The organism is Rhodococcus sp. P4_E4 (genome assembly GCF_056401575.1).
Map to the genome: position 1 here is coordinate 234,483 of NZ_JBFUJB010000003.1, position 26,791 is coordinate 261,273.

General features: G+C 60.3%; 26 protein-coding genes and 1 pseudogene. 9 read left to right on the top strand and 18 right to left on the bottom strand.

The genetic code is table 11. From position 1 onward, the window contains the following. Positions 1-171 precede the first annotated feature (171 nt). A complete protein-coding gene (gene ctaD / locus AC1DVN_RS05510; protein ID WP_020906509.1) occupies positions 172-1,914 on the bottom strand; it encodes an aa3-type cytochrome oxidase subunit I in 1,743 nt (580 codons plus the stop codon). Between the two features lie 198 nt (positions 1,915-2,112). Between ctaD and AC1DVN_RS05515 the strand changes: the two genes are divergently transcribed. Next, positions 2,113-2,493, top strand: a complete 381-nt coding sequence (locus AC1DVN_RS05515; RefSeq protein WP_020906510.1) for a VOC family protein — start codon at positions 2,113-2,115, stop codon at positions 2,491-2,493. Between the two features lie 3 nt (positions 2,494-2,496). Here the strand turns inward: AC1DVN_RS05515 and AC1DVN_RS05520 are convergent, their stop codons facing one another. The 3 genes from AC1DVN_RS05520 to AC1DVN_RS05530 all read right to left on the bottom strand — a co-directional run bounded on the left by AC1DVN_RS05520 (position 2,497) and on the right by AC1DVN_RS05530 (position 5,497). Further along, complete coding sequence (locus AC1DVN_RS05520; protein WP_029254652.1) at positions 2,497-4,197, bottom strand: sensor histidine kinase; 1,701 nt, start codon at positions 4,195-4,197, stop codon at positions 2,497-2,499. Next, the gene (locus AC1DVN_RS05525; protein WP_037120143.1) at positions 4,187-4,918 is read right to left on the bottom strand and encodes a response regulator transcription factor; all 732 of its coding nucleotides are present in this window, start codon (positions 4,916-4,918) and stop codon (positions 4,187-4,189) included. Before AC1DVN_RS05525 ends, AC1DVN_RS05520 begins: the two co-directional genes overlap by 11 nt. 234 nt (positions 4,919-5,152) lie before the next feature. Beyond that, positions 5,153-5,497 carry a PNPOx family protein gene (locus tag AC1DVN_RS05530; RefSeq protein WP_019747516.1) on the bottom strand — a complete coding sequence of 115 codons (345 nt, stop codon included), beginning with the start codon at positions 5,495-5,497 and terminating at the stop codon, positions 5,153-5,155. Positions 5,498-5,735: 238 nt separating this feature from the next. Between AC1DVN_RS05530 and AC1DVN_RS05535 the strand changes: the two genes are divergently transcribed. Continuing rightward, positions 5,736-5,957: an RGCVC family protein gene (locus AC1DVN_RS05535; protein WP_019747515.1), complete on the top strand. Its 222-nt coding sequence runs from the start codon at positions 5,736-5,738 to the stop codon at positions 5,955-5,957. 108 nt (positions 5,958-6,065) lie between these two features. Here AC1DVN_RS05535 and AC1DVN_RS05540 read toward each other — a convergent pair whose 3' ends face one another. Together AC1DVN_RS05540 and AC1DVN_RS05545 are read right to left on the bottom strand one after the other, a co-directional pair. Further along, positions 6,066-6,668 (bottom strand): hypothetical protein, encoded by a 603-nt coding sequence (locus AC1DVN_RS05540; protein WP_020906513.1) that lies wholly within the window; start codon positions 6,666-6,668, stop codon positions 6,066-6,068. Between the two features lie 23 nt (positions 6,669-6,691). After that, positions 6,692-7,141, bottom strand: a complete 450-nt coding sequence (locus AC1DVN_RS05545) for a winged helix-turn-helix transcriptional regulator (RefSeq protein ID WP_092765000.1) — start codon at positions 7,139-7,141, stop codon at positions 6,692-6,694. Between the two features lie 127 nt (positions 7,142-7,268). Here AC1DVN_RS05545 and AC1DVN_RS05550 point away from each other — a divergent pair. Beyond that, positions 7,269-8,252: pseudogene (locus AC1DVN_RS05550) on the top strand (MFS transporter); the annotation flags it as partial. 180 nt (positions 8,253-8,432) lie between these two features. Here AC1DVN_RS05550 and AC1DVN_RS05555 read toward each other — a convergent pair. From AC1DVN_RS05555 to AC1DVN_RS05575, 5 genes are all read right to left on the bottom strand, one after another. Beyond that, positions 8,433-9,683: an amidohydrolase gene (locus tag AC1DVN_RS05555; protein WP_092764893.1), complete on the bottom strand. Its 1,251-nt coding sequence runs from the start codon at positions 9,681-9,683 to the stop codon at positions 8,433-8,435. A gap of 98 nt (positions 9,684-9,781) precedes the next feature. Then, positions 9,782-10,204, bottom strand: a complete 423-nt coding sequence (locus tag AC1DVN_RS05560; protein WP_029537826.1) for a hypothetical protein — start codon at positions 10,202-10,204, stop codon at positions 9,782-9,784. A 164-nt stretch (positions 10,205-10,368) separates the two neighbouring features. Continuing rightward, a complete protein-coding gene (locus AC1DVN_RS05565; RefSeq protein WP_021343156.1) occupies positions 10,369-11,763 on the bottom strand; it encodes an FAD-binding oxidoreductase in 1,395 nt (464 codons plus the stop codon). 122 nt (positions 11,764-11,885) lie between these two features. After that, positions 11,886-12,434, bottom strand: coding sequence for a hypothetical protein (locus AC1DVN_RS05570; RefSeq protein WP_092764895.1), 549 nt, complete (start codon positions 12,432-12,434; stop codon positions 11,886-11,888). Positions 12,435-12,449: 15 nt separating this feature from the next. Beyond that, positions 12,450-12,662 carry a hypothetical protein gene (locus AC1DVN_RS05575; RefSeq protein WP_092764897.1) on the bottom strand — a complete coding sequence of 71 codons (213 nt, stop codon included), beginning with the start codon at positions 12,660-12,662 and terminating at the stop codon, positions 12,450-12,452. Positions 12,663-12,895: 233 nt separating this feature from the next. On the opposite strand from AC1DVN_RS05575, the gene AC1DVN_RS05580 reads away from it, so the two are divergent. From AC1DVN_RS05580 to AC1DVN_RS05595, 4 genes are all read left to right on the top strand, one after another. Further along, positions 12,896-14,593 carry a 3-ketosteroid-delta-1-dehydrogenase gene (locus AC1DVN_RS05580; protein WP_020906521.1) on the top strand — a complete coding sequence of 566 codons (1,698 nt, stop codon included), beginning with the start codon at positions 12,896-12,898 and terminating at the stop codon, positions 14,591-14,593. 698 nt (positions 14,594-15,291) lie between these two features. Further along, the gene (locus AC1DVN_RS05585; protein WP_020906522.1) at positions 15,292-16,098 is read left to right on the top strand and encodes a peptidoglycan DD-metalloendopeptidase family protein; all 807 of its coding nucleotides are present in this window, start codon (positions 15,292-15,294) and stop codon (positions 16,096-16,098) included. A 243-nt stretch (positions 16,099-16,341) separates the two neighbouring features. Continuing rightward, positions 16,342-17,103, top strand: a complete 762-nt coding sequence (locus tag AC1DVN_RS05590; protein WP_019747504.1) for a pentapeptide repeat-containing protein — start codon at positions 16,342-16,344, stop codon at positions 17,101-17,103. A 13-nt stretch (positions 17,104-17,116) separates the two neighbouring features. Then, a complete protein-coding gene (locus AC1DVN_RS05595) occupies positions 17,117-17,533 on the top strand; it encodes a hypothetical protein (protein WP_092764900.1) in 417 nt (138 codons plus the stop codon). Positions 17,534-17,908: 375 nt separating this feature from the next. Here AC1DVN_RS05595 and AC1DVN_RS05600 read toward each other — a convergent pair whose 3' ends face one another. The 4 genes from AC1DVN_RS05600 to AC1DVN_RS05615 all read right to left on the bottom strand — a co-directional run bounded on the left by AC1DVN_RS05600 (position 17,909) and on the right by AC1DVN_RS05615 (position 21,841). Further along, positions 17,909-18,052, bottom strand: a complete 144-nt coding sequence (locus tag AC1DVN_RS05600) for a hypothetical protein (protein ID WP_019747498.1) — start codon at positions 18,050-18,052, stop codon at positions 17,909-17,911. Positions 18,053-18,110: 58 nt separating this feature from the next. Continuing rightward, positions 18,111-18,572: an Hsp20/alpha crystallin family protein gene (locus tag AC1DVN_RS05605; RefSeq protein ID WP_031331751.1), complete on the bottom strand. Its 462-nt coding sequence runs from the start codon at positions 18,570-18,572 to the stop codon at positions 18,111-18,113. Positions 18,573-18,852: 280 nt separating this feature from the next. After that, positions 18,853-20,130 carry a wax ester/triacylglycerol synthase domain-containing protein gene (locus AC1DVN_RS05610; RefSeq protein WP_092764901.1) on the bottom strand — a complete coding sequence of 426 codons (1,278 nt, stop codon included), beginning with the start codon at positions 20,128-20,130 and terminating at the stop codon, positions 18,853-18,855. A 46-nt stretch (positions 20,131-20,176) separates the two neighbouring features. Continuing rightward, complete coding sequence (locus AC1DVN_RS05615; RefSeq protein WP_258955588.1) at positions 20,177-21,841, bottom strand: hypothetical protein; 1,665 nt, start codon at positions 21,839-21,841, stop codon at positions 20,177-20,179. 182 nt (positions 21,842-22,023) lie between these two features. Here AC1DVN_RS05615 and AC1DVN_RS05620 point away from each other — a divergent pair, with 182 nt between their 5' ends. Both AC1DVN_RS05620 and AC1DVN_RS05625 read left to right on the top strand, forming a co-directional pair. Further along, on the top strand, positions 22,024-22,641 hold the full coding sequence (locus tag AC1DVN_RS05620; RefSeq protein WP_477993611.1) for a DUF1109 domain-containing protein: 618 nt from the start codon (positions 22,024-22,026) through the stop codon (positions 22,639-22,641). 225 nt (positions 22,642-22,866) lie between these two features. Further along, the gene (locus AC1DVN_RS05625) at positions 22,867-23,358 is read left to right on the top strand and encodes an FBP domain-containing protein (RefSeq protein ID WP_020968707.1); all 492 of its coding nucleotides are present in this window, start codon (positions 22,867-22,869) and stop codon (positions 23,356-23,358) included. Positions 23,359-23,500: 142 nt separating this feature from the next. On the opposite strand, the gene AC1DVN_RS05630 is transcribed toward AC1DVN_RS05625, so the two are convergent. Genes AC1DVN_RS05630 through AC1DVN_RS05640 form a run of 3 tightly spaced genes read right to left on the bottom strand, consistent with a single transcriptional unit; the run spans position 23,501 to position 25,532 of the window. Beyond that, positions 23,501-24,241 (bottom strand): hypothetical protein, encoded by a 741-nt coding sequence (locus tag AC1DVN_RS05630; RefSeq protein WP_021333871.1) that lies wholly within the window; start codon positions 24,239-24,241, stop codon positions 23,501-23,503. After that, a complete protein-coding gene (locus AC1DVN_RS05635) occupies positions 24,238-25,173 on the bottom strand; it encodes an ABC transporter ATP-binding protein (protein ID WP_092764903.1) in 936 nt (311 codons plus the stop codon). The genes AC1DVN_RS05630 and AC1DVN_RS05635 overlap by 4 nt, the downstream gene beginning before the upstream one ends. Then, positions 25,170-25,532, bottom strand: coding sequence for a GntR family transcriptional regulator (locus AC1DVN_RS05640; protein WP_019747490.1), 363 nt, complete (start codon positions 25,530-25,532; stop codon positions 25,170-25,172). The genes AC1DVN_RS05635 and AC1DVN_RS05640 overlap by 4 nt, the downstream gene beginning before the upstream one ends. Positions 25,533-26,791: the final 1,259 nt, after the last annotated feature.

The window sequence follows — 26,791 nt, forward strand, 5'->3', positions numbered from 1 at the left end:
ATGCCGAACAGCAATCCTGCAACTACTATCGAGCAAGCGGCAGTTGTCAGGGGCAACCACACGAGCGTCGTGACTGCGAACATGAGGACGAGCAACGGCATCAGGAGATGGCCGGGTTTCGCTCGGCGTTCAACCTGCTGACTTTCTGCCCAAGCTCGATACTTCGTGCCGTCATTCATGTCGTTTCACCTCTGTGCTTACCGTGGAAACCGGCTTGTGACCAAGCAGTCCGACGTGCGCCTCGTCGCGCATCCTCTCGACCATGTGGGGGTAGTGCAGTTCGAATGCAGGCCGCTCACTGCGGATTCGGGGGAGTTCGGTGAAGTTGTGTCGTGGTGGAGGGCAGGACGTCGCCCATTCGAGTGAGTTTCCGAATCCCCAGGGATCGTCGACCGTCACGATCCTGCCGTACCGATAGCTCTTGAAAACGTTCCAGATGAACGGAATCGTCGAGGCTCCGAGCACAAACGCGCCGACGGTCGAGATCGTGTTGAGAAGAGTGAAATTGTCAGACGGCAGGTAATCCGCGTACCGCCGAGGCATACCCTGAGCGCCGAGCCAATGCTGGACGAGAAATGTCGCGTGAAAGCCGATCAGAGTCAACCAGAAATGGATCTTGGCGAGCTTCTCGTCCAACATCCGGCCGGTCATTTTCGGGAACCAGAAATAGATTCCGGCGTATGTCGCGAACGCGATTGTTCCGAAGAGGACGTAGTGGAAATGCGCGACAACAAAGTACGAGTCGGTGACATGAAAGTCCAGGGGCGGGCTTGCGAGAATTACGCCGGAGAGTCCGCCGAACAGGAATGTGACCAGGAAGCCGACGGAGAACAGCATCGGCGATTCGAAAGTCAACTGCCCCTTCCACATCGTGCCGATCCAGTTGAAGAACTTGACTCCGGTGGGAACTGCGATCAAGAAGGTCATGAACGAGAAGTAGGGGAGGAGAACGGCGCCGGTTGCGTACATGTGGTGCGCCCACACAGCGATCGACAGAGCTGCAATTCCCAGTGTTGCGTAGACCAATCCGGTGTATCCGAAGATCGGCTTGCGGCTGAAGACAGGGAAGATCTCGGAGACTATGCCAAAGAACGGAAGCGCCAGAATGTAGACCTCGGGATGGCCGAAGAACCAGAACAGGTGCTGCCACAACATGACTCCACCTGTCGCGGGGTCGAACAAATGCGCTCCCAGGTGCCGGTCCACCCACAGCCCGATCAAGGCAGCAGCGAGCAGCGGAAAAACGAGGAGGATCAGCATGCTGGCGACCAGCGCATTCCACGTGAAGATCGGCATGCGGAACATCGTCATCCCGGGGGCCCGTAGGCAGACGATCGTCGAAACGATGTTGACTGCGCCGAGGATGGTGCCGACGCCGCCGAGAGTAAGCCCGATGATCCACAGGTCGGCACCCATACCGGGGGAGTGGAGTTCGCTGGTGAGTGGCACGTAAGCGGTCCAGCCGAAATCTGCTGCACCACCGGGTGTTACGAACCCGGCGGAGGCGATCAGGCCGCCGAAGAGATACAACCAGTAGCTGAACGCATTGAGCCGCGGGAAACACACGTCCGGCGAGCCGATCTGCAGCGGCATGAGGTAGTTGGCGAATCCGAAGAAGACCGGGGTCGCGTACAGCAAGAGCATGATCGTGCCGTGCATGGTGAACAACTGGTTGTACTGCTCGTTTGACAGGAATTGCATTCCCGGGACAGTCAATTCCATGCGCATGAGCAGCGCCATCAGTCCGCCGATCAGGAAGAAGGCAAACGATGTCACGATGTACATCAGCCCGATCATCTTGTGATCGGTGGTCCTCAGGATCTCGACCAGTTTCGAACCCTTCGGAGCGGTCCGGGGAGTTGCGCCGACGTGGATATCGACCTCGTCGACCGGCCGGGGCGCGAGATCAACCACGACGGCCGCCTGTGCGCATCGACGTGACGAAATACCGAGAATTCTTGGGACTGTGGAACATAAACGCAATGATCGCGGCGGCCACGATCTCGGACGAGGGGAAAAGGTCCCGAGGATCGGACAGGGCGGCATGGCGTAGATCACGTGGTCCGGTACGGTCGAAAGACAATTGTCCTTGCGGATGGAAAGCGAGTTGTCATGGCATGTCGTATCAGTGAATTGGTGCTCGGTTGCCGGGATCCTGAGGTTCTGGGGCGGTTCTGGTGCGAGGTCCTGGACTTCGTCGTGCTCGATCGAATGCACGACGGTTCTCTGGAGATCGGCCCGCGCGAAGGGTTCGGCGGTCCGCAGCCGACGATCATCCTCAGTCGCAGAGACGAACCGGAGAAGGGTAAGCCCCGCCTGCATATCGACGTCAACGCCACCGACCGCGATCAGGAAGCCGAACTGGAACGCCTATTGGGTCTTGGTGCGCGGCCGGCCGACATCGGCCAGACGGGGCAGGAACAATGGCATGTCCTGGCCGATCCAGAAGGTAACGAGTTCTGCCTGCTCAAGGCCCAACTGGATCCGCTCTGACGCTCAACCGTGCTGGATTGACAACGGACTTCGCCTGGGGCTCAGCGGAACTCGCCACACCAATTCGGTGACGCCGTTCTCGCTGGTGATGTTGCTCGAGCCGCCGCACTGACGAGCGCGGGTCGCCAGGTTGTCGAGACCGTGGATTCTGGTTGCCTGGTCGATTCCCACACCGTCGTCGACGATGCTGATGACAAGATCTTCCGTTGCCCGGATGGTGACGTCGATGGCGTTGGCATGGGCGTGCCGCAGAGCATTGCTCAACCCTTCTCGCACAACGGCTTCGGCGTGCGGGGCGAGTCGAGCCGGGACGGAACTGTCGATGGTCCCCTCGAAAGTGACGCTGGGAGTGATCGACGAGTGACCGGACAGACCGTTGACGGCGTCGAGTAATCGGCGTCGCAGGCTTGTGGGAGTCGACATCTCGCTCGTGTGGAGGTCGAAGACTGCGGTGCGGATTTCGCGGACCGTTCGATCGAGTTGATCAACGGAGTTGTCCAACACCGTGCGAATGGTTTCCTCGTCGCCGGGACGTTGCAATGCCCCCTGCAAACTCAATCCGGTGGCGAACAACTGCTGAATGACGTGGTCGTGAAGATCACGCGCGATTCGGTCTCGATCTTCGAGGACGTCGACCAGTCGCTCTTTTCGTTGCTGTTCGGCGAATTCGACAGTGACAGCGGCGATGTCGGCCATTGCCGTCAGCTGCTCGATCTCATCGACGCCCCACGGACGATCGCTGCGGCGTGATGCGAAGAGGACGCCGCCGCCGAACGAGGTTCCCGACAATGGGAGTGCGACGACGGATTCCTCGCTGGAAACATGCAGTGCCGGAACAGCGCTGGCACTGGGGGCGGAAATCGTTCGCCGGCTGCGGGCAGCTTCGTCGATCACGGTGCCGGAAAGATCGAGAGCTGTGCCGTCCGAGACGGTCATCCCGCGAGTCCGGGATTCTGCGACGTGAACACCCGGCCCTTCGCCGAGGTCGTAGCGAACTATGCACACCAGATTGCCGTCGGTGAGACGGCGAGTCGTGCGAACCAGTTCGGCCAGTGTCTCGTCGCGAGATCCTCCACTGAGCAGGCGTGCGTTTACGGCGGCGACGGCCTTGAGCCACGCTTCCCGCGTTTGGGATTCCTCGAACAGACGCGCATTGTCGATGGCGATGCTCGCAGCGTTTGCCAGAATCTGGAGTACGGCCTCGTCGCGGTCGTCGAATGCAGTCCGTTCCGAGCTGTCCGCGAGGTAGATGCTGCCGAACACCTCGCCCCTGACGAAGATCGGAACACCGAGAAACGTGTCCATCGGTGGGTGATTGGTTGGAAACCCCGCCGAGGACGGGTGTGAGGCGATTCGGTCGGTTCGAACCGGACAAGGTTCTTGAACGACCAGGCCCAGCAGTCCGTGACCTTCGGGAAGGTGCCCGATCTTGGCAACCTGCCCCTGATTCAAACCGGAATGGATGAAGCGGGACAAGCGGCCGTCGGGAGACTTCACGCCGAGCGCACCGTAGTCCGCTTCGAGCACATGTCTTGCGACGTCGACAATCTGTTGCAGCGTTTCGTCGAGTTGGAGGGTGGACCCGACAGTCAATACGGCACTGAGCAGTTTGGGAATTGCAGTCGGGTTGAGGGCAGTCAGCTCTGCGCTTCCGGCGATGTCGCCGAAAAGGCTGAGCATGAGCGCGTCGCGGCTACCTGGCATGGTGTGTGCCTGTAGTGGCGGAGAATGGTGAACCGGACGGCGTCAGCAGGTGAGTGGTCGCCTGGCCCGAAGGATCCGGGTGAGCAGTGCCCGCACGAAGCTTTGTCGCCAGAACCGCAGCCTGAGTTCGACGTTCGAGACCCAGTTTTTCGAGGATGCGTGAGACGTAGTTCTTGACTGTTTTCTCCGAGAGTTCCGCGTGCGTGCTGATCTCTCGATTGCTCAGCCCCTTGCCGATCAACTCGAAGATCAACAGTTCCTGATCGGTCAACAGTGCTGCCGCAGTACCCGACTCCTGCTCGGATCGGATGCGCCGGACCAAACCGACCACCGCCTGAGTGTTCAACAGCGATTTGCCGGTGGCGACCGTACGGATCGCGGATACCAGGTCGTGGCCGCGGATGTTTTTGAGGACGAATCCGCGTGCGCCGGCGATCAGGGCGTCGAGTAGGGCGTCGTCGTCGGAGTACGACGTGAGCATCAACGTGGCCGCTTCCGGACAGGTCGACGCCAGTTCCCGGCACAGTTCCACACCGTTGCCGTCGGGAAGTCTGACGTCCATGACGACCACGTCGGGTCGGCATTCGGGTATTCCATCCGAAGCTTCGCGAACACACGACGCCTCGCCCACAACGTTGAATCCCGATACCTGATTCAACAGGTCTGCCAATCCACGACGGACGATCTCGTGGTCGTCGACCAGATAGATGCCGATCGTCACGGTGGTCACCTCTTCCAGCTCGCGCCTGCCATCGATGTTACCGGACGGTAATGTACTGGCAAGGACGGGTTGTTCGTCAAACGGTCGACAAAAAACCCGCGTCGAACGGTGCGAGACCGAGTGTCGATTGCACAGAGTCAAAGGTCCCGATCGCGACGAGATATGGATCACCGAGGTACGGCTAGGCGATCAGTGTGAAGTGAATGTGATTGCGCCGGTGCCGTTTCGATCGTTTCAGTCCGTAGGCGCGAGTTCGACCGAAACGTAAACTCCCTTGCCTTTTCGATGTGCGAGGGCTTCGCCAGGACGATCGATACCGTCCAGTTGGAGAACGATGGGGCCTTGTTCCGGATAGAAATTGCGCCACCAGCTTTTCTTGTCCGGCATGGCAACTCCGATCGTCACATGGTCGCCTTTTCTTTTGTAGGACACGGGCGCGCTGAAGGTACGTCCCGATTTGCGGCCGACGTAGGTGATGACGGTCATTGAACGGCCGAGTAATTTGCCCACGATCGGAGCGCCGATCAGTGGTTGGACCACTACGTTGACGGCGGCGGATACACGTTGGAAAGTGTTCACAAGAAGCCCTTTCGCTTCGGATGCTGCACGGATTCGAACGCTGCACGGAAATGGTGCGTGCTGTAGTTCTATCCTGCTCGACGGTGATTGTCGCGTGGCAGAAATTGGTACAAACCGGTGCGCCGAAGCGAGTAGCGTGGGGGTACGTCGAGGGTCATTCGTATATGCGCGGTCAAGCCATGTCGTCCTCGACGCCAACCCGGTCTGTGGTCGAACGGCCGAGAACTGGAGCGCCTGTATGGCGTCGAACCCGTCCGATGTGTCGAATGCACCAGGGCAAGCCGAGTCGACAGACGCGGATCAGAAAACGCCGTCCATCTGCCCTGCGTGTCAGCACAGTATGGAATCCCACGATCCGCTCGGCGTTCGGTTCTGCGCAGTGACAGCCGACCGCGGTCTCGATCGAAAGTGCATCTGCGCTGCCGATCGTGAGGAGATGCAGCACTATTCGCGATACTGATCCGCCTGGGCATCACGTCAATTCCTCCGTCAAGATTCGACTGCCACCTCGACGACACTGCCCGCGCCACTGAAACGCGCCGCGGGTGAACCGCACTGAGCAATAGATTCATCCTCGTCGCGACCACTTGCCGCGCAGAAGCATCAGTGCGGTAAGGGTGAGGCCCCATCCGATCGTGGACAGTGCGACGCCCACGCCTGCCTGTCCGGTGACATCAGTACTGGCGTCGATACTGAATGCTGTGGTGAATCCCGCAGCCGTGCCGGCAGCTGCAGTCAGGCCGCCTGCCTTCATCCATCGCGACCGATGTGCGGAAACGAAACACGCGAGGATCACCGTTAATCCGCAGGCAAACACCTGCCAGGGAGGAAACTGCGTCGGGGCAGGCAGGCCGGGGCCGCGGAATCCGCCTTTGTAGTCGGCTGACCAGCTGAGCCAGCCCACACAAGACAGAAGGCCCAGCGCAAAGGCCAACAGGCCGGTGCGCCACAGTCCGAGTGGGCCCGATCCCGTGCGCCCGGCGTCGAGGGCGGTCGTGGAGTGCTCCACGCCAGTTCGTTCCGAACGCCAGATTGTCCAGATGATGCTCGCGCCGATAGTTGTGGGCACGCCGACGAAGATGAATGCAATCCAGAGAAACTGCGGCCAGGAAAACTCGAGATCGACAGTCATGATCGGAGTATGCGCGAACTTCGAATCCTGTGCGCCCATCTACCGATCTGGCGAGTTGCGGGTCAACCTTCCTCGATCTTCTCCACATGTGTACTTGCCGGGTCCAGGTCGATATTCCGTGCGTTGATCAGTCGAAGCCTGGGCACCGGATCGCCCGTGGTGTCGTCGATCAAGATCGAGTGTGGCTCATCGTCATCGAAGGCGTGGCGCTCTCCCCATTGCCGCAGGCTCGTGATCACGATGAACAGATCCATACCGCGTCCGGTCAGGATGTACTCGTTGCGGGTACCTTGCTCGTTCGGCCGGACTTCGAAAATTCCTTGCTCGACAAGGGTTTTCAGCCTGTACGTCAAGATATTCTTTGCGATGCCCAGGTTTCGCTGAAACTGACTGAATCTCGACGATCCGTCGAAGGCGTCTCGCACGATCAACAGCGACCATCTGTCGCCGATGATGTCGGCCGCTCGGGCCGTCGGGCAGTGCGGGTCCGTCCATTGCGTGCGATCAGGCATCGGGTTCCTCATTGGTTGCGTTTTGAAACTGTATTGACATAGTCTTCAAATGGTATCAAAACGCAACCAAATTGAGGTGGAAGTGACTGCACGTCATGCTGTCGAGAACACACGGGACAAGTTCAAAATGCCTCGTGGACTTCGCCTGTTGCTCGCGGTGCTCTGCGGTGTCTCGGTAGCCAATATCTACTACGCACAGCCGCTCCTCGGGCAAATCGGTTCAGATCTTTCCATCCCTCCGGCCGGCCTCGGCTTCGTAGTCGCACTCGCCCAAATGGGTTACGTGGTGGGGTTGATCGTGTTGGTGCCACTGAGCGATCTCGTGAATCGCAAAAAATTGATCGCAATCCAGATCGTCTCTGCTGCAACAGGAACGATGCTTGTTGCTCTTGCCACCACGAATCTGCAACTGCTGATCGGGATGGCTGTCGCAGGCACGTTCTCGGTCGTCGTTCAAGTCGTAGTCGCCTACGCTGCGGCAATCAGCGACCCAGATGAGCGCGGCGCAAACATCGGTGTGATCACCAGCGGCGTTGTTGTCGGCATCATCCTCGCTCGAACTGTCGCCGGCGCAGTTGCGGATCTGGCAGGCTGGCGGGCGGTCTACGCCGGATCCACCTTGATTTCGGTCCTCATCGCGGCGCTCGCGTTGGCGATGCTGCCGAAAGACCTTCGTTCGCACTCGGATCGGGGTTCGTATGCGCGTGCCATGGGATCGGTCGTGACATTGACTCTTACGAACCGACTATTTCGCACGAGGGCTCTGATCACCCTGTTCCTGTTCGCGTCCTTCGGTGCGCTCTGGAGCGGTATGGCATTACCACTGAGCGAGGAGCCATGGCGATTGTCGACCACACAGATCGGGCTCTTCGGAATCGCCGGATGCGTCGGAGCATTGGGCGCGATCGGTGCCGGACGTTGGGCCGATCAAGGCAAAGCCCAACGCGTCACCGGGGCGTCGTTGGTCGTTCTCTTGCTGTCTTGGGTTTTCAACGCGCAGGCGACGCACTCGCTGGTGTTAGTCGTAGTCGGTGTTGTTGCGTTGGACTTCGCCGTGCAGGCTGTTCATGTCTCGAGCCAGAACCTGATCGTCGCGGATGAACCGGAATCGGCCGGGCGGACCATCGGTAGTTACATGGTGTTCTATTCGTTGGGCAGCGCGGCTGGGGCGGTTTCCACCACTATGGTTTTCGACGCGGCAGGGTGGGGCGCTGCAAGTATTCTCGGCGGCGCCTACGCGTTTGCAGCCTTGATCGTGTGGACGGTCGATCGATTGCGGACCCGCAACACCCTAGGGAGTTGGGAGCCACGTCCTGGCCGCGACGACCAAGGCGTTCACACCGATGGTCAGGGTCGGCTCGATCACGGGAGCGTAGTGCGGGGAGTGGTTCGACGGCACGGTTCGCAAAGCCGGATCGGTCATGTCACCTGTCGTGAACAGTGAAGGGTCGGTACCGCCCAACAACCAGTACGACAGTGGCGCACCGGCACTGGTCGCGAGAATGCCGACGTCTTCACTACCTGCTCCTGCGCCGGGATCGAGAATCTTGTTCGTCCCCAACCATTCGGCAAACGCATCAAGTGTCTTGTCCAGCGCCGCCGGGTCATTGACGACGATCGGAAAGTGCTCCGTCTCGGTGATGATCGGTGGGGTGGGAGCGCCGGCGGTGGCCGCTTCGCCCTGGACGATGCGGTCGACGCTATCCAGGATGCGCTGACGCACAACTGCGTCGTAGCTGCGGATGTTGAGTTGCAGTTCTGCTTCGCCGGGAATGACGTTGGCGGCATCTCCAGCATGGATGGAGCCGACGGTGAGGACAGCTGTTGCAGTACTCGGGACCTCGCGTGAGATGACAGTTTGCAAACGCAACACGGTTTCGGCCGCCATGACCACGGGATCGACCGAGTTCTCCGGCATAGATCCGTGGGCGCCCTTTCCGACCAGTCTCACACGAAGTGAGTCCGATCCCGCATACGAGGGGCCGGCGTGCCCGGCGATCGTGCCTGCCGGTAGCGGCGATACGTGTTGGCCGAGAACGATGTCGGGCTTCGGGAATCGCTCGAACAGTCCGTCGTCGACCATGGCTTGCGCACCCGCGCCAAGTTCCTCCGCCGGTTGGAAGACGAGGACAAGAGTGCCGGACCAGGTCGTCGTGTCCTGCGAGAGGATCCGGGCTGCACCGAGTAAGCAGGTCGTATGCAGGTCATGGCCGCACGCGTGGCTGACCGAGACGGTCTTCCCCTGATCGTCGGTCGTTGTCACGGTGCTGGCGTAGTCCAATCCGGTTTCTTCCCGAACCGGGAGGGCGTCCATGTCCGCACGCAGCAGCGCTGTGGGGCCCGCTCCGTTCTTCAGGACTCCGACGACTCCGGTTGTCCCGACGCCGGTAGTCGTGTCGAATCCCAGTGCTGTCAAATGTCCTTCCACCAGACTGGACGTTCGATGCTCGTGAAATCCAAGTTCCGGGTTGCCGTGGAGGTCTTTGTACAGGTCGATCAAATCCAGATCCACTGCGATCGTTTCGTGCACTGACGAGGTCATGAGAGTCCTCTCGGTAGCGTCTTTTCAGGCTAACCGGGATGACGGGTCGGTAAACAGGACCTTAGGCCCCACCGCGTCCGCGATGCGGAGTTCTGGTGCTACGGCACGTAGAACGATGCGACACCTGGGGTGATGATGGATCCGGCCACAGACGTCACGGCGACAGCGACTTGACCGGTCCCGGTCTGCACGATCGCCCCTGCCGGGACTCCGTTCAGACCGTCCGAGAGACGAGCGGAGCCGGAGACCCCGGTCGAAAGGTTCAGCCAGCGCACTTCGGACGAGAGCAGGCATCCCCAGCGGTCTTCCTTGCCCCCAGTGATCGTCACTGTGCCGGGTAGTTCGCCGACTACAGCTACGCAGCGGACCGCCGGCGCGTCGAAGCTGCCGTTCGGGTTGCCGTACGGCGCAGGGTTGATCTGGAATGGAATGGTCACCGCAGCGGATGCGAGCGCTACCGACGTCAGAGCCGACGTGATCACGACGGATGTGCAGACGCTCAGTCGGCGAACGAGATTCATCACGGAGGCCTCCAGCCATATCCAGGCGATTTGCTTATTCCCCGACATAACGTCTTGGTCGTAACTTCCCTTCTTGCACCGCCGCATTGAAGACGGCAGCCTCACCATATCCGATTGCACAGGAGAATTCAGGTACTCGTCGCTATTCGATACCTGTAGCGGCCTCAGATGCCGTCCGTCGAACCGCTCGAGGGGATCAGAACGCGCGGATTCAAGATGTTGTTGGGGTCGACAGCGTTCTTGATGGTCCTGTTCAGTTTGCTGACGACGGGATCGAGCGAGTTCGACACGCGATCTCGTTTGTCTTGTCCTACACCATATTCTGTTGCTGCGAATCCGCCCAGAGTGCTCACGAGTTGATAGATTTCTTGTCGTGCCGCGGAGGCGGATTCAGCGGCGGCCACGTCTCCGATGGGGTAGTTGAGGACTGGGTGCGTGAGCTCGTCGGCTGCGTGGGTGTAGCTGACGATGGTGGTGCTGTAGCGCTTCGCGATGTCGGCTATACCGTCGGTGAGCTCGGGCAGTCTGTCGATGGGTACCGCGACGTCGTCGCCGATGACCACCCCTTTCTGCTCGAAGGCTTCGTAAACGGCATAGCGGGGGCGGATGAACAGTTCGCCTTCGTGAGGGTCGTCGGTAGCGTATGTAGCTGTGGCTCGATGCTTTTCGCAGAGAGTGCTCATCAAATTCATCTCTGTCTCTGCGCCGTTACCGGCGTCGGATCGCCCGATCAGGAGTGCTCCGGCATCGGTGTCCAGTTCCATGTTGAGGAATTCTTCCGCCACCTTGATGGCTGCGTTGTCGAGGATTTCGAGTTCTGAAGGGCGTATAGAACTTGTGATATCTCGGGCAGCGGCAACTGCGTCGGCCATGAGTGGAAAGAAGGCCACCAATGTGTGGGGAGTCGGAGGCTGAGGGATGAGTCGCAGCGACAGTTCGGTTATCACACCGAGCGTTCCTTCACTGCCGACGAATAGCTTGGTCAACGCAAGCCCTGGGGTGTCTTTGATCCGTTTTCCGCCCAGTTCGGCGACGGATCCATCAGGCAGCACAACCGTCATACCCAGGATGTAATCACTGGTGACGCCGTATTTTATGCAGCACGGTCCGCCTGCGTTGGTGGCGGCATTACCGCCGATGGAACAGATTTCATAAGACGACGGGTCTGGTGGATAGTACAAACCTTCGCGCGCGGCAACAGCCTTGACGTCATTGGTGATTGCCCCTGATTCGACGATCGCGGTTCGTGACGAGACGTCCACTCGAATAGATTTCATTCGCTCGAGGCTGAGGGTGATAGCGCCGTCGACGGCGGTGGATCCGCCGACGACGCTCGTGCCGGCGCCCCGTGGAATGACCGGGACATTGTGACTGTTGGCGAAGCGCAAGGTCTCCTGGACATCTGCCGTCGTCGAAGCACGTACGACGGCGATCGGAGTGCCGGCTGCGGGATCGAAACTCCAGTCCTGACGATAGGACTGGAGTAGATCTGGATCTGTGATCATCGCACCCGGCGACAATCGTCGGGCGAGCGTGTTCAAAGCGTCGACATTGACCATGATCTGGCTTCAGCCTTCCGATCCGAGATGTGAAACTCATTGTGTCCAAGGCATGTCCGTGGACCTAAGAGTTGAAAGTTAGTATCTCGAGTGCGGTTGAGATCCACCGAATGTGTCGCACGTCATATGTTGCTGAGGTCGGTCAGTACCTGATCGAAGGCGCCGGTACGTCCAGGTGTCACTACCTTCTGAAACAGTGTCAGGACACATTCGTCAAGGGTGTCCGTTGCCGTGAGGGTTCTTCTGGTGACGATACTTCTACCGGACCATCGCCCACGTTCCATGTGAGCCAATGCGATTCCGTCACGCCGGGCTGTTGCCTTTCGGCCCGATGAATGAACGAAGAGGTATCTTCTGCCCGCGATATCGACTTCGCACAGCTTGTTCTTGCGGCGCATGGCCTTGGGTCTCTGGTCGATCAGAGTCCCGATCGTTCCGTCGGACAATCGAAGTGATGCAGGTCGGCCCTTGCGGAATGTGAGCCTTGGTCGATCCTGCTCGGCTGTTGACGATTTCCTCTTCCGCCCGCCGGAAACGGTCTCCAATTCGTCGTCGGGTGCGGGAATCAGTTCGCCTTGGACGCTCCCCGACGGATCGAATATCGATACGGCCGAACCACCTTCGGCAAGGTTCACGAACCAGCCGGTCTCTGTAGGGGTGTTCCATTTCATGTAGATGATTATTCTTCATCGGTGCCGAGGAACGTCAGCAGATAGTCCGAGACGAGGATCGCAGTTGTCGGGAAAGACCTCGACGGACTCGAGCACCAAATCGCGCAGTGCATCGATCACTTCGCCTCGTGACGGAGCTTCTTCGCTGAATTCGTTGACAATCGCTTCGACAGCCAGACGATGAAGAGCCTCGTGCTGGTCGAAGACGTGGCGTAGGCGGGGCAGCATGCCGCGTACGGTGTCAGGCTCGAACGATGCCGGAGTCTGTCGTCACGAGAGCAGCCTAAAGGTCGACGAGGTCAAGGCGTGATTCTGCTGAGACGGCCACTAGGCCCGAACCGTGGCAAGAGCTGTTTTTCGCCAATCCACTCGCAATGTCCCGCTGACTGGGCATCCGGAACCTTCTGCGCCGCGACTGCCTTAGCGTTCTACGTCGATAACCACGTGAAGGGATTTGTTCAATGGCTAAGAATCAGGCACCCCCCGCGACACAAGCCAAGGACATCGTTGTCGATCTACTGGTGATCGGGTCCGGTACCGGCATGGCTGCCGCCCTCACCGCGAACGAACTCGGCTTGTCCACGCTGATCGTGGAGAAGACGCAGTACGTCGGCGGTTCGACGGCGCGGTCCGGTGGTGCGTTCTGGATGCCTGCCAACCCGATCTTGGCGAAAGCCGGTGCGGGCGACACCGTTGAGCGAGCGAAGACATACGTGCGTTCGGTGGTCGGTGATACTGCCCCTGCCCAACGAGGAGAAGCCTTCGTCGACAACGGTGCGGCCACTGTCGACATGCTCTACCGCACGACGCCCATGAAGTTCTTCTGGGCCAAGGAATACTCCGATTACCACCCCGAACTGCCGGGCGGTAGCGCCGCCGGACGTACCTGCGAGTGCCTGCCGTTCGACGCGTCGGTACTGGGAGCGGAACGCGGTCGCCTGCGCCCCGGTTTGATGGAAGCCGGACTGCCGATGCCGGTGACGGGTGCGGATTACAAGTGGATGAATCTGATGGTGAAGAAGCCGAGCAAGGCTTTTCCCCGCATCATCCGCCGCCTGGCGCAAGGCGTTTACGGCAAGTACGTCCTCAAGCGTGAATACATCGCGGGCGGTCAGGCGCTCGCCGCCGGACTGTTCGCCGGTGTGGTCCAGGCCGGTATCCCGGTGTGGACGGAAACGTCGTTGGTTCGGCTCATCACCGAAGACGGCCGCGTAACGGGTGCAGTTGTGGTGCAAGACGGACGTGAAGTGACGGTGACCGCTCGGCGCGGTGTCGTCCTGGCAGCCGGCGGGTTCGACCACAACATGGAGTGGCGCCACAAGTACCAGTCGGAGAGCCTCGGTGAGCATGAGAGCCTGGGCGCAGAGGGCAACACCGGCGAAGCGATCGAGGCAGCACAAGAGCTCGGTGCAGGTATCGGATCGATGGATCAGTCCTGGTGGTTCCCCGCGGTGGCAAGCATCAAGGGCCGCCCGCCGATGGTGATGCTCGCAGAGCGTGCGCTGCCCGGCTCTTTCATCGTCGACCAGACCGGTCGTCGATTCGTGAACGAGGCGACGGACTACATGTCGTTCGGCCAGCGCGTGCTCGAACGGGAAAAGGCTGGCGATCCGGCCGAGTCGATGTGGTTTGTTTTCGACCAGGAGTACCGCAACAGCTACGTGTTCGCAGGCGGTATCTTCCCCCGTCAGCCGCTTCCGCAGGCGTTCTTCGAGTCGGGCATCGCGCACCAGGCGAGCAGTCCGGCCGAACTCGCCCGCAAGGTCGGTCTCCCCGAGGATGCGTTTGCCGAGTCCTTCCAGAAGTTCAACGAGGCCGCTGCTGCAGGTAGCGATGCGGAGTTCGGTCGCGGCGGCAGTGCATACGATCGGTACTACGGCGACCCGACAGTGTCTCCGAACCCGAATCTGCGCCAGCTCGACAAGAGCGCCCTCTACGCGGTGAAGATGACGCTCAGCGACCTGGGCACCTGCGGCGGTGTGCAGGCGGACGAGCATGCACGCGTGCTTCGTGAGGACGGCAGCGTCATCGACGGCCTGTACGCGATCGGCAATACCGCGGCCAACGCATTCGGTCACACCTACCCAGGCGCCGGCGCGACGATCGGCCAGGGGCTGGTTTACGGATACATCGCGGCCCATCACGCAGCAGAGAAGTAGCTCAAACCGTAGATGCACTAGCTAGTAGATCGACCTGACGGGAGATCAGCGCGCGTTTCCGATGCCGGAACGTGCACTGGTCTCCCGTTCGGCGTGTAGCAGCAATGCCAGCTGTATGTCCCATCTCGGTAACGCTGACGTGCCGGGTGACCGAGGCGCGGTATCGTCTCCAGAAGTGATGTGAGGCACTGATTTTTTCACCAGATGCCGTGGAATGAAGTGGCGCCTGATATCGACCGGTCGGGTCGAAAGCGCAAAAACAGGTACTTACCCAGGTAATTCAACCGTGGCGTGGAGCGTCGTGAAGCGACAGCGTATGAGGTGATTCCTCATCCGCAACGCAAGGATCTCCATGTTCCACCCCATTTCCGACCATCCGGGTAGACACCCACCCTGTCGATCTTCGAACGAAATGCCCTCAGTTCGGTCCGGCATTCGTAGCCCTCGATCAACGATCGATTCAGGCACTGCCTCGATGTAAAACCCGTATCTCCTGTGCTGTCACCAGGAGATACAGACCTGCGGGTCTATGCGCGCGATCGCGTTCGAGAGTGGTCACCGTACTTCTCTCCATGGCGCAATCCGAAAATTTCACTCCAACGGAGTCTCGGTGCGATGCACCGCGTAGCTCAGCACGTACTGAGTGCTGTCTGGCGGTAGAGCCTGCGCCGGCTCCGAGCACATCAGTCAAGGAAAATATGAGTAAGCACAGAAAACACAAGCCTTCCAGCACAAAACGATTCATCGCCGTAACTGCAGGACTGGGCGCCCTTGTGGGGGCCGGAGCAGTTGTCAATGCAGGTACCGCCGGTGCGCAGGGCTGGTCGGCGAGTTGCAGTTGGGAGTGGCCGGTAAGCGGATCACTTTCGCAGGGTTACCACGCGGGACATGACGGAGTCGACTTCGCTGTCAACGTCGGCACCGCGCTTCACGCGCCGACATCGGGCACGATTTCTGTTGCCGGACCCAATGATCCGGGTGGATACGGAACGTACATCCAGTTGGAAGCGGACAGTGGCGAGCAGATTCAGATGGGCCACCTCTCCGAAACCTGGGTCGGTGTGGGGCAGCACGTCGAGGTAGGCGACCAGATCGGGGCAACGGGTAACACCGGTAGCTCCACCGGTCCACATCTGCACCTCCGCATTCACAGTGGTGGCGCCGTCGATCCCATGTCCTTCCTGAGTTCGATCGGGGCGTGCGATACCGGGTCGAGCATCGTGCCCGCACCCGCGCCCGTGCCGGCACCGGAAGTAGCACCCGAATCCGCACCGGAACCGGCGCCAGTTCCCGTCGTCTACTCTGAGGCAGCCGAATCTGCACCGGTAGAGAGCATTCCGGAGTCGAAGGCTCCAGCGTCTGGCGAAGAGGTAGTCGTTGCGGCCGGTGATACATTGTTCGGCCTCGCTGCAGAACGAGGTCTCACCTGGCAGCAGCTGTGGGACATCAATCCACAGATCGCCGATCCCGACCAGATCTTTGTGGGCGACGTAGTCAATCTGTGAGAGTGGATAATTCGATACTGATCCTGGGGTGAGTCAAAGATTCGTATACGACCGGTTCCAGTACCCGAGTTAACTCCGAGTTCCAGTTGGTGCGTGTGAGCGCTGCAGCCGGGCCGTGTATTTCACGGTCCGGCTGTTTGCGCGCTCCGAGAAGTGATTCCTACCGAAGTGCTGATGCGTGGCGGTTCGCTTCTTGGGCAGCCACGGCCAATCGCGGGGGATCTTGCCGATACTATTGAGCCCGTGAACCGGTCCGCGATCACCTCCCTACGTCGACGTTGGTCAGATGAGGGCGTCGACAATTTACGGGCGCAGCTGCTCGATCAGTCGCGGATCGTCAAGCCGCCCCACACTCTCGTCTCCCCCTGGGCGGAGACCGATGACGGGCTGATCGACGTGCGTGGCCTGACAGCGGGTAGCGGTGGATTGGACATCCGGTATCTCACGTTGGAACGGATTGATCTGAGTTTCGCTCGGGGTGCGATCTCCGTCTTCGAATCCGAATTATTCGACTGTCGTTTCGATTTCGTGGCACTGACCGGACAGACCCGTTTCAATCGCCGATTCGAACGGTGCAGTTTCCGGGGTGCCACGCTCTCGCGTCTGGCGCTCGGACCGAGGGTCGTCGATTGCGATTTCACTGGAGCCAAAGCACGCGGGCTCCGCTCCGTGCCCAATACTGTGTTCGAACGATGTGCATTCGACGACACAGACCTGCCTGGTGCGCAGTTCGCCGATACCTCTTTCGTGGAGTGCACTTTCGGCGGCGCACGATTCTCGGCGGCCACGAGTTTTGTGCGCTGTTCCTTCACCCGGACCGCTGTCGAGTTCTCCGAGGCGCGAGTGTCGCGAACAACATGTGACGGCACCGCGATTCCGGATCAATGGGCAGGTGAGGCTGATTCAGCAGTCGCACTGGAGCGGTATGCCGGTCGATATGCCCGAGCACTCGGCGTGGGGGACACAGAGGGTATGGCCCTCGATCCTGAAATGGATGATTCGTAAAGGGGGCAGATCGATGACTCGCGGGGTCACGTTCAGAACAGTATTCGGTGGACCGTCGGTGCCGCTCGACTTCATTGAGGAGTTGAGTCGGCTCAGACACCGGCTGAGGGGCATCGCGATGCAGTACGACTTCGATCTGTTTGTTGTCGTTGGTGGCGACATCACCGTGGTGACCGATCCGACCGGGATCCGGCTTCCGCGTGTGTTTCTGGGCAGGCGTACCGCTACGGCGCAGGTTCAGATGAACACTGACGACGTGATGGGGGTGTCCGACCCGCGTGCATTTCTGTACACGACGATCCATGCGGCACTGACGGAACTGATCGCGCGTGTCTCAGACCGCGACAACGTCTTCGATGCGGACGGGGAGCGGGCGAAGATCGAGTTCTTGATCCTCGATGACAGTGGCGAGCGCGAATCAAAGCTGTGATGGCAATGACAAATGCTGCGCTCCCAAATTCGTCAGGCTGTTGTCACTTTCTGGCATCAAACACTGCGGTGGGCCCAATGAATCCGGACATTCCGGCTATACGATGTGTGTATGCGTTGTAACCGTACGTGTCACGGGTGGCCGGTGTCGGCGCGCTTCGTCTCTGTTGTGTGAGTGTTTCGTCCCGCTCCGCCCATTTCGGGCGATTCTTCATCTAGCTGAGGTTGGTGAATCTTCGGCTTGCGTCGTGGAACGATCCTCAGGCTTCGCCCGGGCTTGACGACTGAATACGGCCTTCCGTCCGCCCGAATAGGCGGACGGAAGACCTCAATTCAGTTGCGGGTGAACGCACTCGGCGATCGCGGTCGGGTCTTGTCAGGGTTGAAATTCGTCGTTGGATGAATTCTCCGGCGAGCCGGCCGCGAGTATGCGCGTCCACCACCTTTGTCGCTGCGGATCTTCGTTCCAGACGACCGGTTCAGCCAGAGCTGCGGCGGGGGCCATGATTGGCGCGGGCATAGTGGACCTCCTGGATGAAAGGTTCTTGTACAGTCGATTTCGTGCCAAGCCGTTCAGGTCAGGCTTCGATCTGTCCCTGAGTTTCTGCCTCGGAGTTGGCAGTGCTGGACGGCGGCCCCGACGCGATTTCGATCCGCCGCGGTTTCGCCTTCTCTGCGATCGGCAAGCTCACGGTCAACACGCCGTTGTCGTACGAGGCGACGATCCGCTCGGAGTCGATGTCCTCACTGATGGACAGCTGCCTTCTATACGTTCCCGTGAAACGCTCACTGGCCAGCCACGTCACTCCATCTTCGGAGAGAGCACTGCGGTGCGCGGTCAAGGTCAGGGTCGAGCCATCTACCTGTACGTCCACCGATCCCGGGTCGACGCCGGGAAGATCGGCGTGAAGGACGTAGTGATCATCGATCTTGTAGAGGTCCATCGGCATGAAACGTGGACTTCGGTTGCTGCCGGTTTCGGTAGCAAGCAAGGACTTGGTGATCGCGTCGATGTCGGTGAAGGGATCGAAACGAAGCACAGCAACACACCTCCCGTATCGTCTAAGAAAGGCCACCGTCACCTCGACGGCGACCGAACTCACTGTGCGAGAACATGATAACCAACCGATCTGGCACTCTGCAACCTTGAGTGCCAGATTCTTCGACTGAACTTCGGCTAGATTTTCGGGAGCATCTGGGGGGCGTGGCTGTTCGGTGATCACGCGATCACTCGAGTCCTGCTGGATCAGGACACCTGGGTTCAAGAATCCGCAGATGCCTCGGTTCGATCCGCCTCGAACGAGTGTGATGAAGTACCAGTCAGCTTGTGGTGCTGGCTATTTCGTCGAGAGCTCGTTCTACGGTTTGCGCGATCTTGCTTGCCGGAGGGAGATGCTCGGCATCGGTCTGGATTCCGATCCAGAATTTGTCGTTGTAGGACGCTGCTGTGAAGCCGATTCGAACATTGCCCGCCAACGGGCCGAGCGGCCAGAGTTGGACGAGCGCTGCCCCGTCGAGCGTGAGCGGACCGCGTGGTCCGTGAACATTGGACACCACTGCACCGATCATGTGCTGTCGCTTCGCGAATTTGTCGAAGATGCCGGCTACACGCGGCGACCGAAATGTTGTTCCTGCCGCACGTGCGGACGGTTTTGCGGCCGCAGTTTGCTTCGCGACGATTGCGACGGCACGTTCCAGGTCTGTTTCTTGAAGTGGGAGGTCGATGATCATGAATCCGACGGCGTTGCGTGCGTCTCCGATCGCTGTGACTGCGACGGGGACCGATACGGCGATCGTTTTCGGAATGGACTCGCCACGATCTTCGAGGATGAATCGCAGTCCGGTGCCCGCTGCAACGAGGTAGGCATCGTTCAATGTGCCTCCCACACTTTGCGCACCGCGCACGACCGGAGCGGTCCGGGTGCTGACGGAAGCGATGGATCTCGTGGTGCCGATTGTGCCGAGCAGTACCCGTGATCGGATCGGCCGATGTAGGAACGTCCCGATTCGAAATCGGAGGAGGTCCAGGGAACTGGCCTTCTGGGGGATGTGTGGCTCGGGGGAGTGGCCGGTTTTCGCCGTTGGTGGCGCCCCTGGGTCGGGTTTTTTCGAATCAGGCGAGGCGAACAAGCGCTCGAAAAGGTCGCTGGCACCGGCGCCGTCGAGAACCGCATGATGCACTCGAATGACGATGCCGCACTGACCAGTTCGAGCTACAGGAATCAATGCGATGTGCCACAACGGTCGGGTGGTGTCAAGGGGTTGCATCACAAGTCGACCACAAACCGCTTCGAAGTCGGGTTCGGTGGGACCGCGTTCCTCCAGTGAGACATGGAGGTCGACCTCTATGTTGCTTTCCGTCCACCACCATGACCCATGCCGCACAATCGGTCGTTGCCGCAACAACGGTTCCTGCGCGATCTGCGCGGCGAGTGTTCGGTGAAGATGCGCTAGATCCGGTCGACCGTCGCTGTCGACAAAGCCGCCCGGAGAGAGCAGACCGGCAATAGTGACCAGGTACGGCTGGACATCCACACCGAGCTGGAAGCTCGCAGCGTCGACGGGTGATATCGGCACGTCGGGTGTGGTGTCGACCATCTGCTGAGCCTAATCGAGGCGACACGGTGGACGGCGCTGGTTTCGGCTAGCGGATCACCAAGTCGTGGTCGGTGGCGCTGAGCGTGATCGCGGCAATGGGGTTTCCGCGCATCCAGTCCTGCACGAACGCGTTCAGAGCGGGGTTCGATGCCCGATCCGCGTACGCGTCCGACGGGATCTCGATTGCCCCGACGAGGTGGCGCGGATCGGCATCGAGGCCGGATGCGCGGGGAGTCATCCGTAGTCCGTCGGCGGTGTGCAGGACGACCGGAAGAACCGTGCCATCCGGTGCAGTCACGGTCGCGGTCCGGGTGGTGGCGACCGGGTCGAAATGGTCCACGTCCAGTCGGTATCCGGACGGTTGTGCGTACTGGCCGATCGCGTCCAGCATGCGCGGATCCACCACAGAGTACGGAAACCCGATGTCGATCAGAGTCTGACCGTCGATGGCGCCGTCGCGGGCGGGCAAGGTCGTGGACAAGTGCCAGGGGGCAGCGGGGGACAGGGTATCCGTCGACCGGTCTGTCGGCGCGTTTTCGATCAGTGTGCCGAGAAGGGACGCGCCAGTCGGCGTGAACTCCCAAGCATCCCCGACGAGATCCTTGTGCCAGAAACCGGATTCGGCGCCGCGGCGGCCCTCGACACGCAACTCCCGCCGGTTCGGGCCAGGGCCGAGTGAGTGCACACTGATCGCGGATGTGACTTCACCGGGAATCTTGGGCTGGTGCACCCAGTCCGGTGCCGGAAGTTGGATCGCGGCGGTGCTGCGGTCCAGCGTTTCGGCCACGAGGTTGGGTGCCGACGGCTTGTCCGACTGATCTTCCCAGCTGTAGCGGAAGAAGATCGAGTCCGATCCCGAAGAATCGAAATCAAATGTGCGGGTGTACATGTCGCCGTACTTGTTCATCACGAAAGTGGTTGATCCGGCCGCCGACAGCGAGTCCGCCTGGAATCGCCCGCCGAGCGGGCCGCCGATCTCGTAGCTGTCGTCGTTGGGCAGCCACGGGTCTGCGTAAGTTATTCGGCTGCCGTCCGCGGTCAGCGTGGGGATCATCGTCATCTTGGCGAGTCCGACGAAGTGAATCCGTCCTGCGATGTCGGTGAAAGTTTGATTGTCCCAGGGCGACGAGACGCTCAGCGCCCACCCGTTCGGCCGGTCTCCCGGAAGTTGTCGGCCTGGACCACTCCAGAGGGGCGCGCCCCACGCGGAAGTCCAGTTCCACACGAGCGGGTCCTGGGAGGCGTTGTCCATCGTGTAAACCCAGCCGTTGTCGTTGACTGCGACGAGTTCGTCGTCGTCCAGTGATATCCCGACCAGTCGTCCACGTAGGCATTCGGGCATCGGCACGAAACGCCATGGCTCGGTCGTTGGTTCGCCGGGTGCCCGCGGACGAGCGAGTAAGTCGTGGTCGACCAGTGCAAAGTCCCAGAATCGATTGAATTGGGTTGTTGGCGTGCGCATCTCGATGGAAGACGGGGTGGCCGTGCCGTTGAACAACGGAAGGTTTTCCAACCCGACTCGTCCGCCTCCCGAGGGTGCGCCGGGTGGCAGTTGGGCGGTTCCGAATGGTACGCAACTGGCCGGCCCGGTTTCGGTGGGCGTGGCTGCGGAGAGGGGAGTGGACCACAGCAGGCCGGCGGCGAAGAGGATGCCGACGGTCGACAGTCGCGATCGGTACGGGTGCGAAACTCCACTCGCGGTCTCGTTCACCGTCCGATTGTCGCATGATCGGCACGTTGAATCTGCGGATTGTGAGGTTTGTCCATCTGTGTCGGTTGCGCCGAGAGTGCCGATCGCTGCGTTGGTTGTTGTGAGTGGAACGAGAGTGCTTGTACTGCAAAGGTATTCGCCGTGTAGCTGAGTTTGCCATGACCTGCAGATACGGTGGGGTGATGAGAAGGCCGAAGTCGCTGGGTGAATGGTTGGTAGCTGCCCCTCCGGAGTCGTCCAAGCCACCGGGGCCGATTCTTTTGGCATTCACCGTTGTTCCGCTTATTGCGTTGGTCTGCCGGCATTACGGGTGGTGGCCTTCGCCATTCGGTGACTTCAGGTGGTTCGATCCTCTCCTCGTCAGCGCTGCGGCTCTGCTCACCTTGATCGTTGTTGGTCTGGTGTGGGCGGTTCGTACGCTCTACGTTCTCGGCCAGGACCGACGGTGGTCGTGGTGGATCCTGCCCTCTCCGGTTGCCGTTATCGCCGCGGTCGCTGCGGTGTTGTTGATGCCGCCGGCAACTTTCCTCGACAAGAGCGGAGAGTTCGAGACCATCGCGATTGCTCTCCTAGAGCAGCCTGGATCGACTGTGGAAGAGCTCGAGATCGGCCAGTTCGAGATCAGCAGTGCCCATGTCGTACGTCCCGATGAGGTCTACTTCATCGACAACGACAGCATGTTCACCACCACGAGTGGATGGGTGTACTCGCCCAGCGGCGCACCTACGGGGTTCGACGATTTCTCCGCAAAGCACCTCGGCGGACCTTGGTACGAGTTCACGGCGGTCTGGCGTGACTGATTCGCGCCATTTCACGCATGAAGTGCGTCGATAAATCGAGTGGCCCGTGTCGAGGACCTGTGGCTACCATCGGGGTGTGGACATCGTGATGCCCCATGGGCGTGAGGAGGTTGTCGGCGTCGTATTCGCCGGCAGCAGATAGCGCATTTCGGACCCGACAGCACTAGGTGCTGGTCGGGCCATGAGCTGTACCCACCTTCACCGATCCACGATTGGCATACACCCATGATCATTTTGACCGATACATCTGTTCGTTCCAGCCTCGTCAACGCAAGTCGTAAGGAGAAGTCCGACCTCACCCTGCCGGATGGCTTCGACGCCATCGACTTCGACGCTCTCGACTATCTGGGCTGGCGAGATCCCAAAATGGGCCGACGCGCCTACGCGATCGTCCCGACACTCGACGGGGAGATCATCGGAGTCTTGCTCGTTCAAGCGCAAGCCACTCCACGGTCGCGTGCCCAGTGTTCCTGGTGCCGTGACACGCGCCTTCCCAACGAGGTCGTCTTCTACGGCGCCAAGTTGGCCGGGCCCGCTGGTCGACGTGGCAGCACAGTCGGAACACTGATCTGCCGAGACTTCCAGTGCTCGGCCAATGTTCGTAACGACCCCCCGCTCCCGTATGCCGGCTACGATGCCGCCGCTGCGCGCCAGGACCGGAAAGATGAACTGGTGCTGCGTGCTTCGAGTTTTGTCGAGCGAGTGGCTCGGCAGTAGAGGGGACCCCGGGGACGCGATATCCCTGTTGTGAAGTTCGGCCCCTCCCTGGGCTGAGGAAGGGGCCGAACTGCCTGGACGGTGTCGATCCGAGGGGCACTCGGACACGGTGCGACATCTGGCGTCGCACATGATTACTCGGTCAGGGCGTTGCTCGACGTAAAATGACCCAGGCTCCGGCTATGCAGGCGATGGCCAGGGCCAATGGAAGTAGTGCCATCGGCACCACTCGGGAAGTATCGGCAAACCACGAACCGATCGCCGGCCACCAGCTGGCCCAGGTGATTACGATCGCTGACAGGCCGAGCACACCGAAGAGACCGGTGAGAGAGGCGAGCAGACCGGTGGTCCTCCATCGCTGGTAGATCGCACCTGTCAGCATTGCGATCGAACTGGTCAGCAGCAGCGTCGCGAACAGCGCGAGCAACTGAACGGCTGCGCTGTCGGTGAAATAGCGTGCGATGCCGAACATGCGCATGTGCACACCCCAGCCGTTGGTGGCGGACTCCACCACTGACAGCAGTTGTAGCGCGATTGCGAAGATTGCGGACTGTGCCAACGCCATTATCGTGGTGGCAGTGAAGAACTCGCGGCGAGTCACGCTCAGCCCGAGCGCGAACGGGAACGTCTGGGTCATCGACTGGAGGTAGAACGCCAGCACGAAACCGTAAACGGAGAACACACTGCCGGTGAATCCCTCACCCTGCTCGTTTCCGACGATCGCGTAGATGGTGAAGCTGATGAGGAAAGAGATCAAAAGGATGCCCACCGGCCAGGCGATCAGCAACGGCCACGCGACCGTGTGCAGTTGGAGGACGGAACCGATCCTGGACCGGGTGGGCGCCTTCGGGACCGTCCGGGGCGCTGTCGTTGCGATGCTCATGCGGTGATCTCCTTGCGCTGCGTCGAAGTCGCGATGACAAGTTCCTGCAAAGATGCCGGTTCCACTTGGACTCCCGCCTCCCGCAGTCGGATTCGCTCGGTCTCGGTCACATCGGCCTGCAACATGATTCGGCTGTGGGAGCCTAGTGTCTCCCGGCGCAGGACCCTGCCGGACGCGGCAACAGCATCCACCGCATCAAGGGGGCCGGATACCACTACGGCGCGACCTCGCAGTGCGTCTGCGTCCTCGTCGACGACAATCCGGCCGCTGTCTACGACGATCACGTGCTCGAGCAGATTGGCTACCTCGTCGATAAGGTGAGTCGAAAGCACTACAGTGCGAGGATGTTCGGCATAATCGGCAAGCAGACGATCGTAGAAGAGTTGGCGTGCAACGGCATCGAGGCCGAGATACGGCTCGTCGAAGAGCGTGAGCGGTGCACGGGAGGCAAGTCCGATGATCACTCCCAACGCTGACCGCATGCCGCGCGAGAGCTTCTTCACCTTGCGGCACAGTGGAAGTTGGAAATCGTCGAGCAGTGTCTCGGCGAACGCGTGGTCCCAATTCGGGAGCAGATGGCCGGCGGCGACGAGTACATGCTTGACCTTGAGGTCCTCGGGGTACGTCTGGCTTTCCTTGACGAAGCACACGTTCGCCAAGACGTCGGCATTTTCGAAAGGGGCAGCGCCGAATACCTCGACGTGGCCGCTGGTGTGCAGGTCCTGTCCGGTCAGTATCTGCATGATCGTGGTCTTGCCTGCGCCGTTACGTCCGAGCAGGCCGTAGATTTTGTTCTGGCCGATCTCGAACGAGACGTCCGAGAGCGCATCGACGTCCCCGTAGCTTCTGTTCACTGCTCGCATCGAGGCGACGAGTTCAGTTTCGTCGAAACGCCTGACGTGCGACTTGGTCGTTGTCGTGCTTGAGTTCATCGGTCCGCCTTCCTGTCGTCCAGCATGGATTTGAGTTCGTCGAGGGAAATCTGAAGGCGGTCGGCCTCCATGACCAACGGCTCGATGTATTGGCGCGCGAACGCTTCTCGTCGCCTGAACCTGAGTGCGTCGCGGGCGCCGACGGTGACGAACATTCCGATTCCCCGTTTCTTGTAGAGGAGCCCCTCGCCTACGAGTTGATTGAGGCCCTTGGCTGCCGTCGCCGGATTGATTCGGTGGAACGCCGCCAGTTCGTTGGTTGAGGGCACCTGCCCGTCTTCCGGCAGTGAGCCGTCGATGATCGAGCCTTCGATCTGCTCGGCGATCTGCTGGAACAGTGGTCGTCCGTCGTCGATCACGATGATCGACGCCCGGTGTTCACTGGTTCATTACTCATGTAATGAACCATAGAACGTCGTGGGGCATGTTGGCAATGAGATCGCGGAATCTGGCACCGATGCCTTGGGTCTCCGAGCGCTACCCATCGGGATATTCATCGCAGAGGCTGATGGAACAGCTTGGATGCAGACCAGCTACGACTTCCAGATCCCCGGGGCGCTGCGCACAGGCATTGAGCTTCTGGGGAACCGTGGAACCGCCGATCTAGGTGGTCGACCACGGGACGGGGCACCTTCGGGTGGCCGGTAGTTATCGCCTCAATGAATTCGGCCACCTCTTCGATGACGGCAACTATGTCGCGGGGGTCATTCTGCATGGGCGTTGTAGCTTGGGGAGTTTGCTATGCGTTGACGCAAACACCCGTCAGCATCGGCAGTTCGCCACCCAACGTGAAGCAGGCCAAACCGCAGCCTCGGCTTCGGGGCGTAACCCGGAGTCGTAGAACAGAAGCCGGACCGCACGCCGCGGTCGGGCCCCTTTCGTCAACCCAAAGACGGAATCGCATCCACCGCAAGTAGGGACTTAGCGCCCCGTTTTGGTGTTTCTGTACTGATTCGCAATCCCGATACGTACGCTTCCGACCAGGGAATCGGACACTCGACCAACAGGGGTATTTATGCCGAATGTGACAGTGAAGTTCGGGGGTTCAGACCCGGAAACAGCAGACCTCGCACGCCGGGCACTGCAACCAGTACTCGACAGCATCTACCGCACATACCGCAGGAAACCGCTCGCATTCGTCGAAGCCGCACTGAAACGCGCAGGCCGAGGGAGCTTCTCACAAGCAGGAATTGAACGATTCGCCAATTACATTTCAAGAGGCGACCGACCGATCCTCACCAAATAGTGCGGCCGCCCGTAATCAGGCCGAAGACCGAAGCGTTTCCACCGGCTACCTGGTCGACGACTAAATTTATCGGTGCCAACTAGGTACAGGTCCATCGTGGTCAACATCGGAGACAGCTCCCGCTCGCGTCCGAGATCGGTAGCTGCCTCAACGTGGCAAGGGCACTCGCGCCAGCAGACGTATTCGATCACCTGGAGCTGAGAATGCTGTTTGAGCAGATGCACATTAAATCGACCTCTGTGTGAATTCTGCTCACGGTGCATACTCGCGTGATCAAACCGGCGTCGCTGTGACATTTGGTTGCTGATCCTATTCGGGGCGGCCTCCACCGACTATTTGGGACCTGTCAAACACAATCTCCCCTTCCTGGAC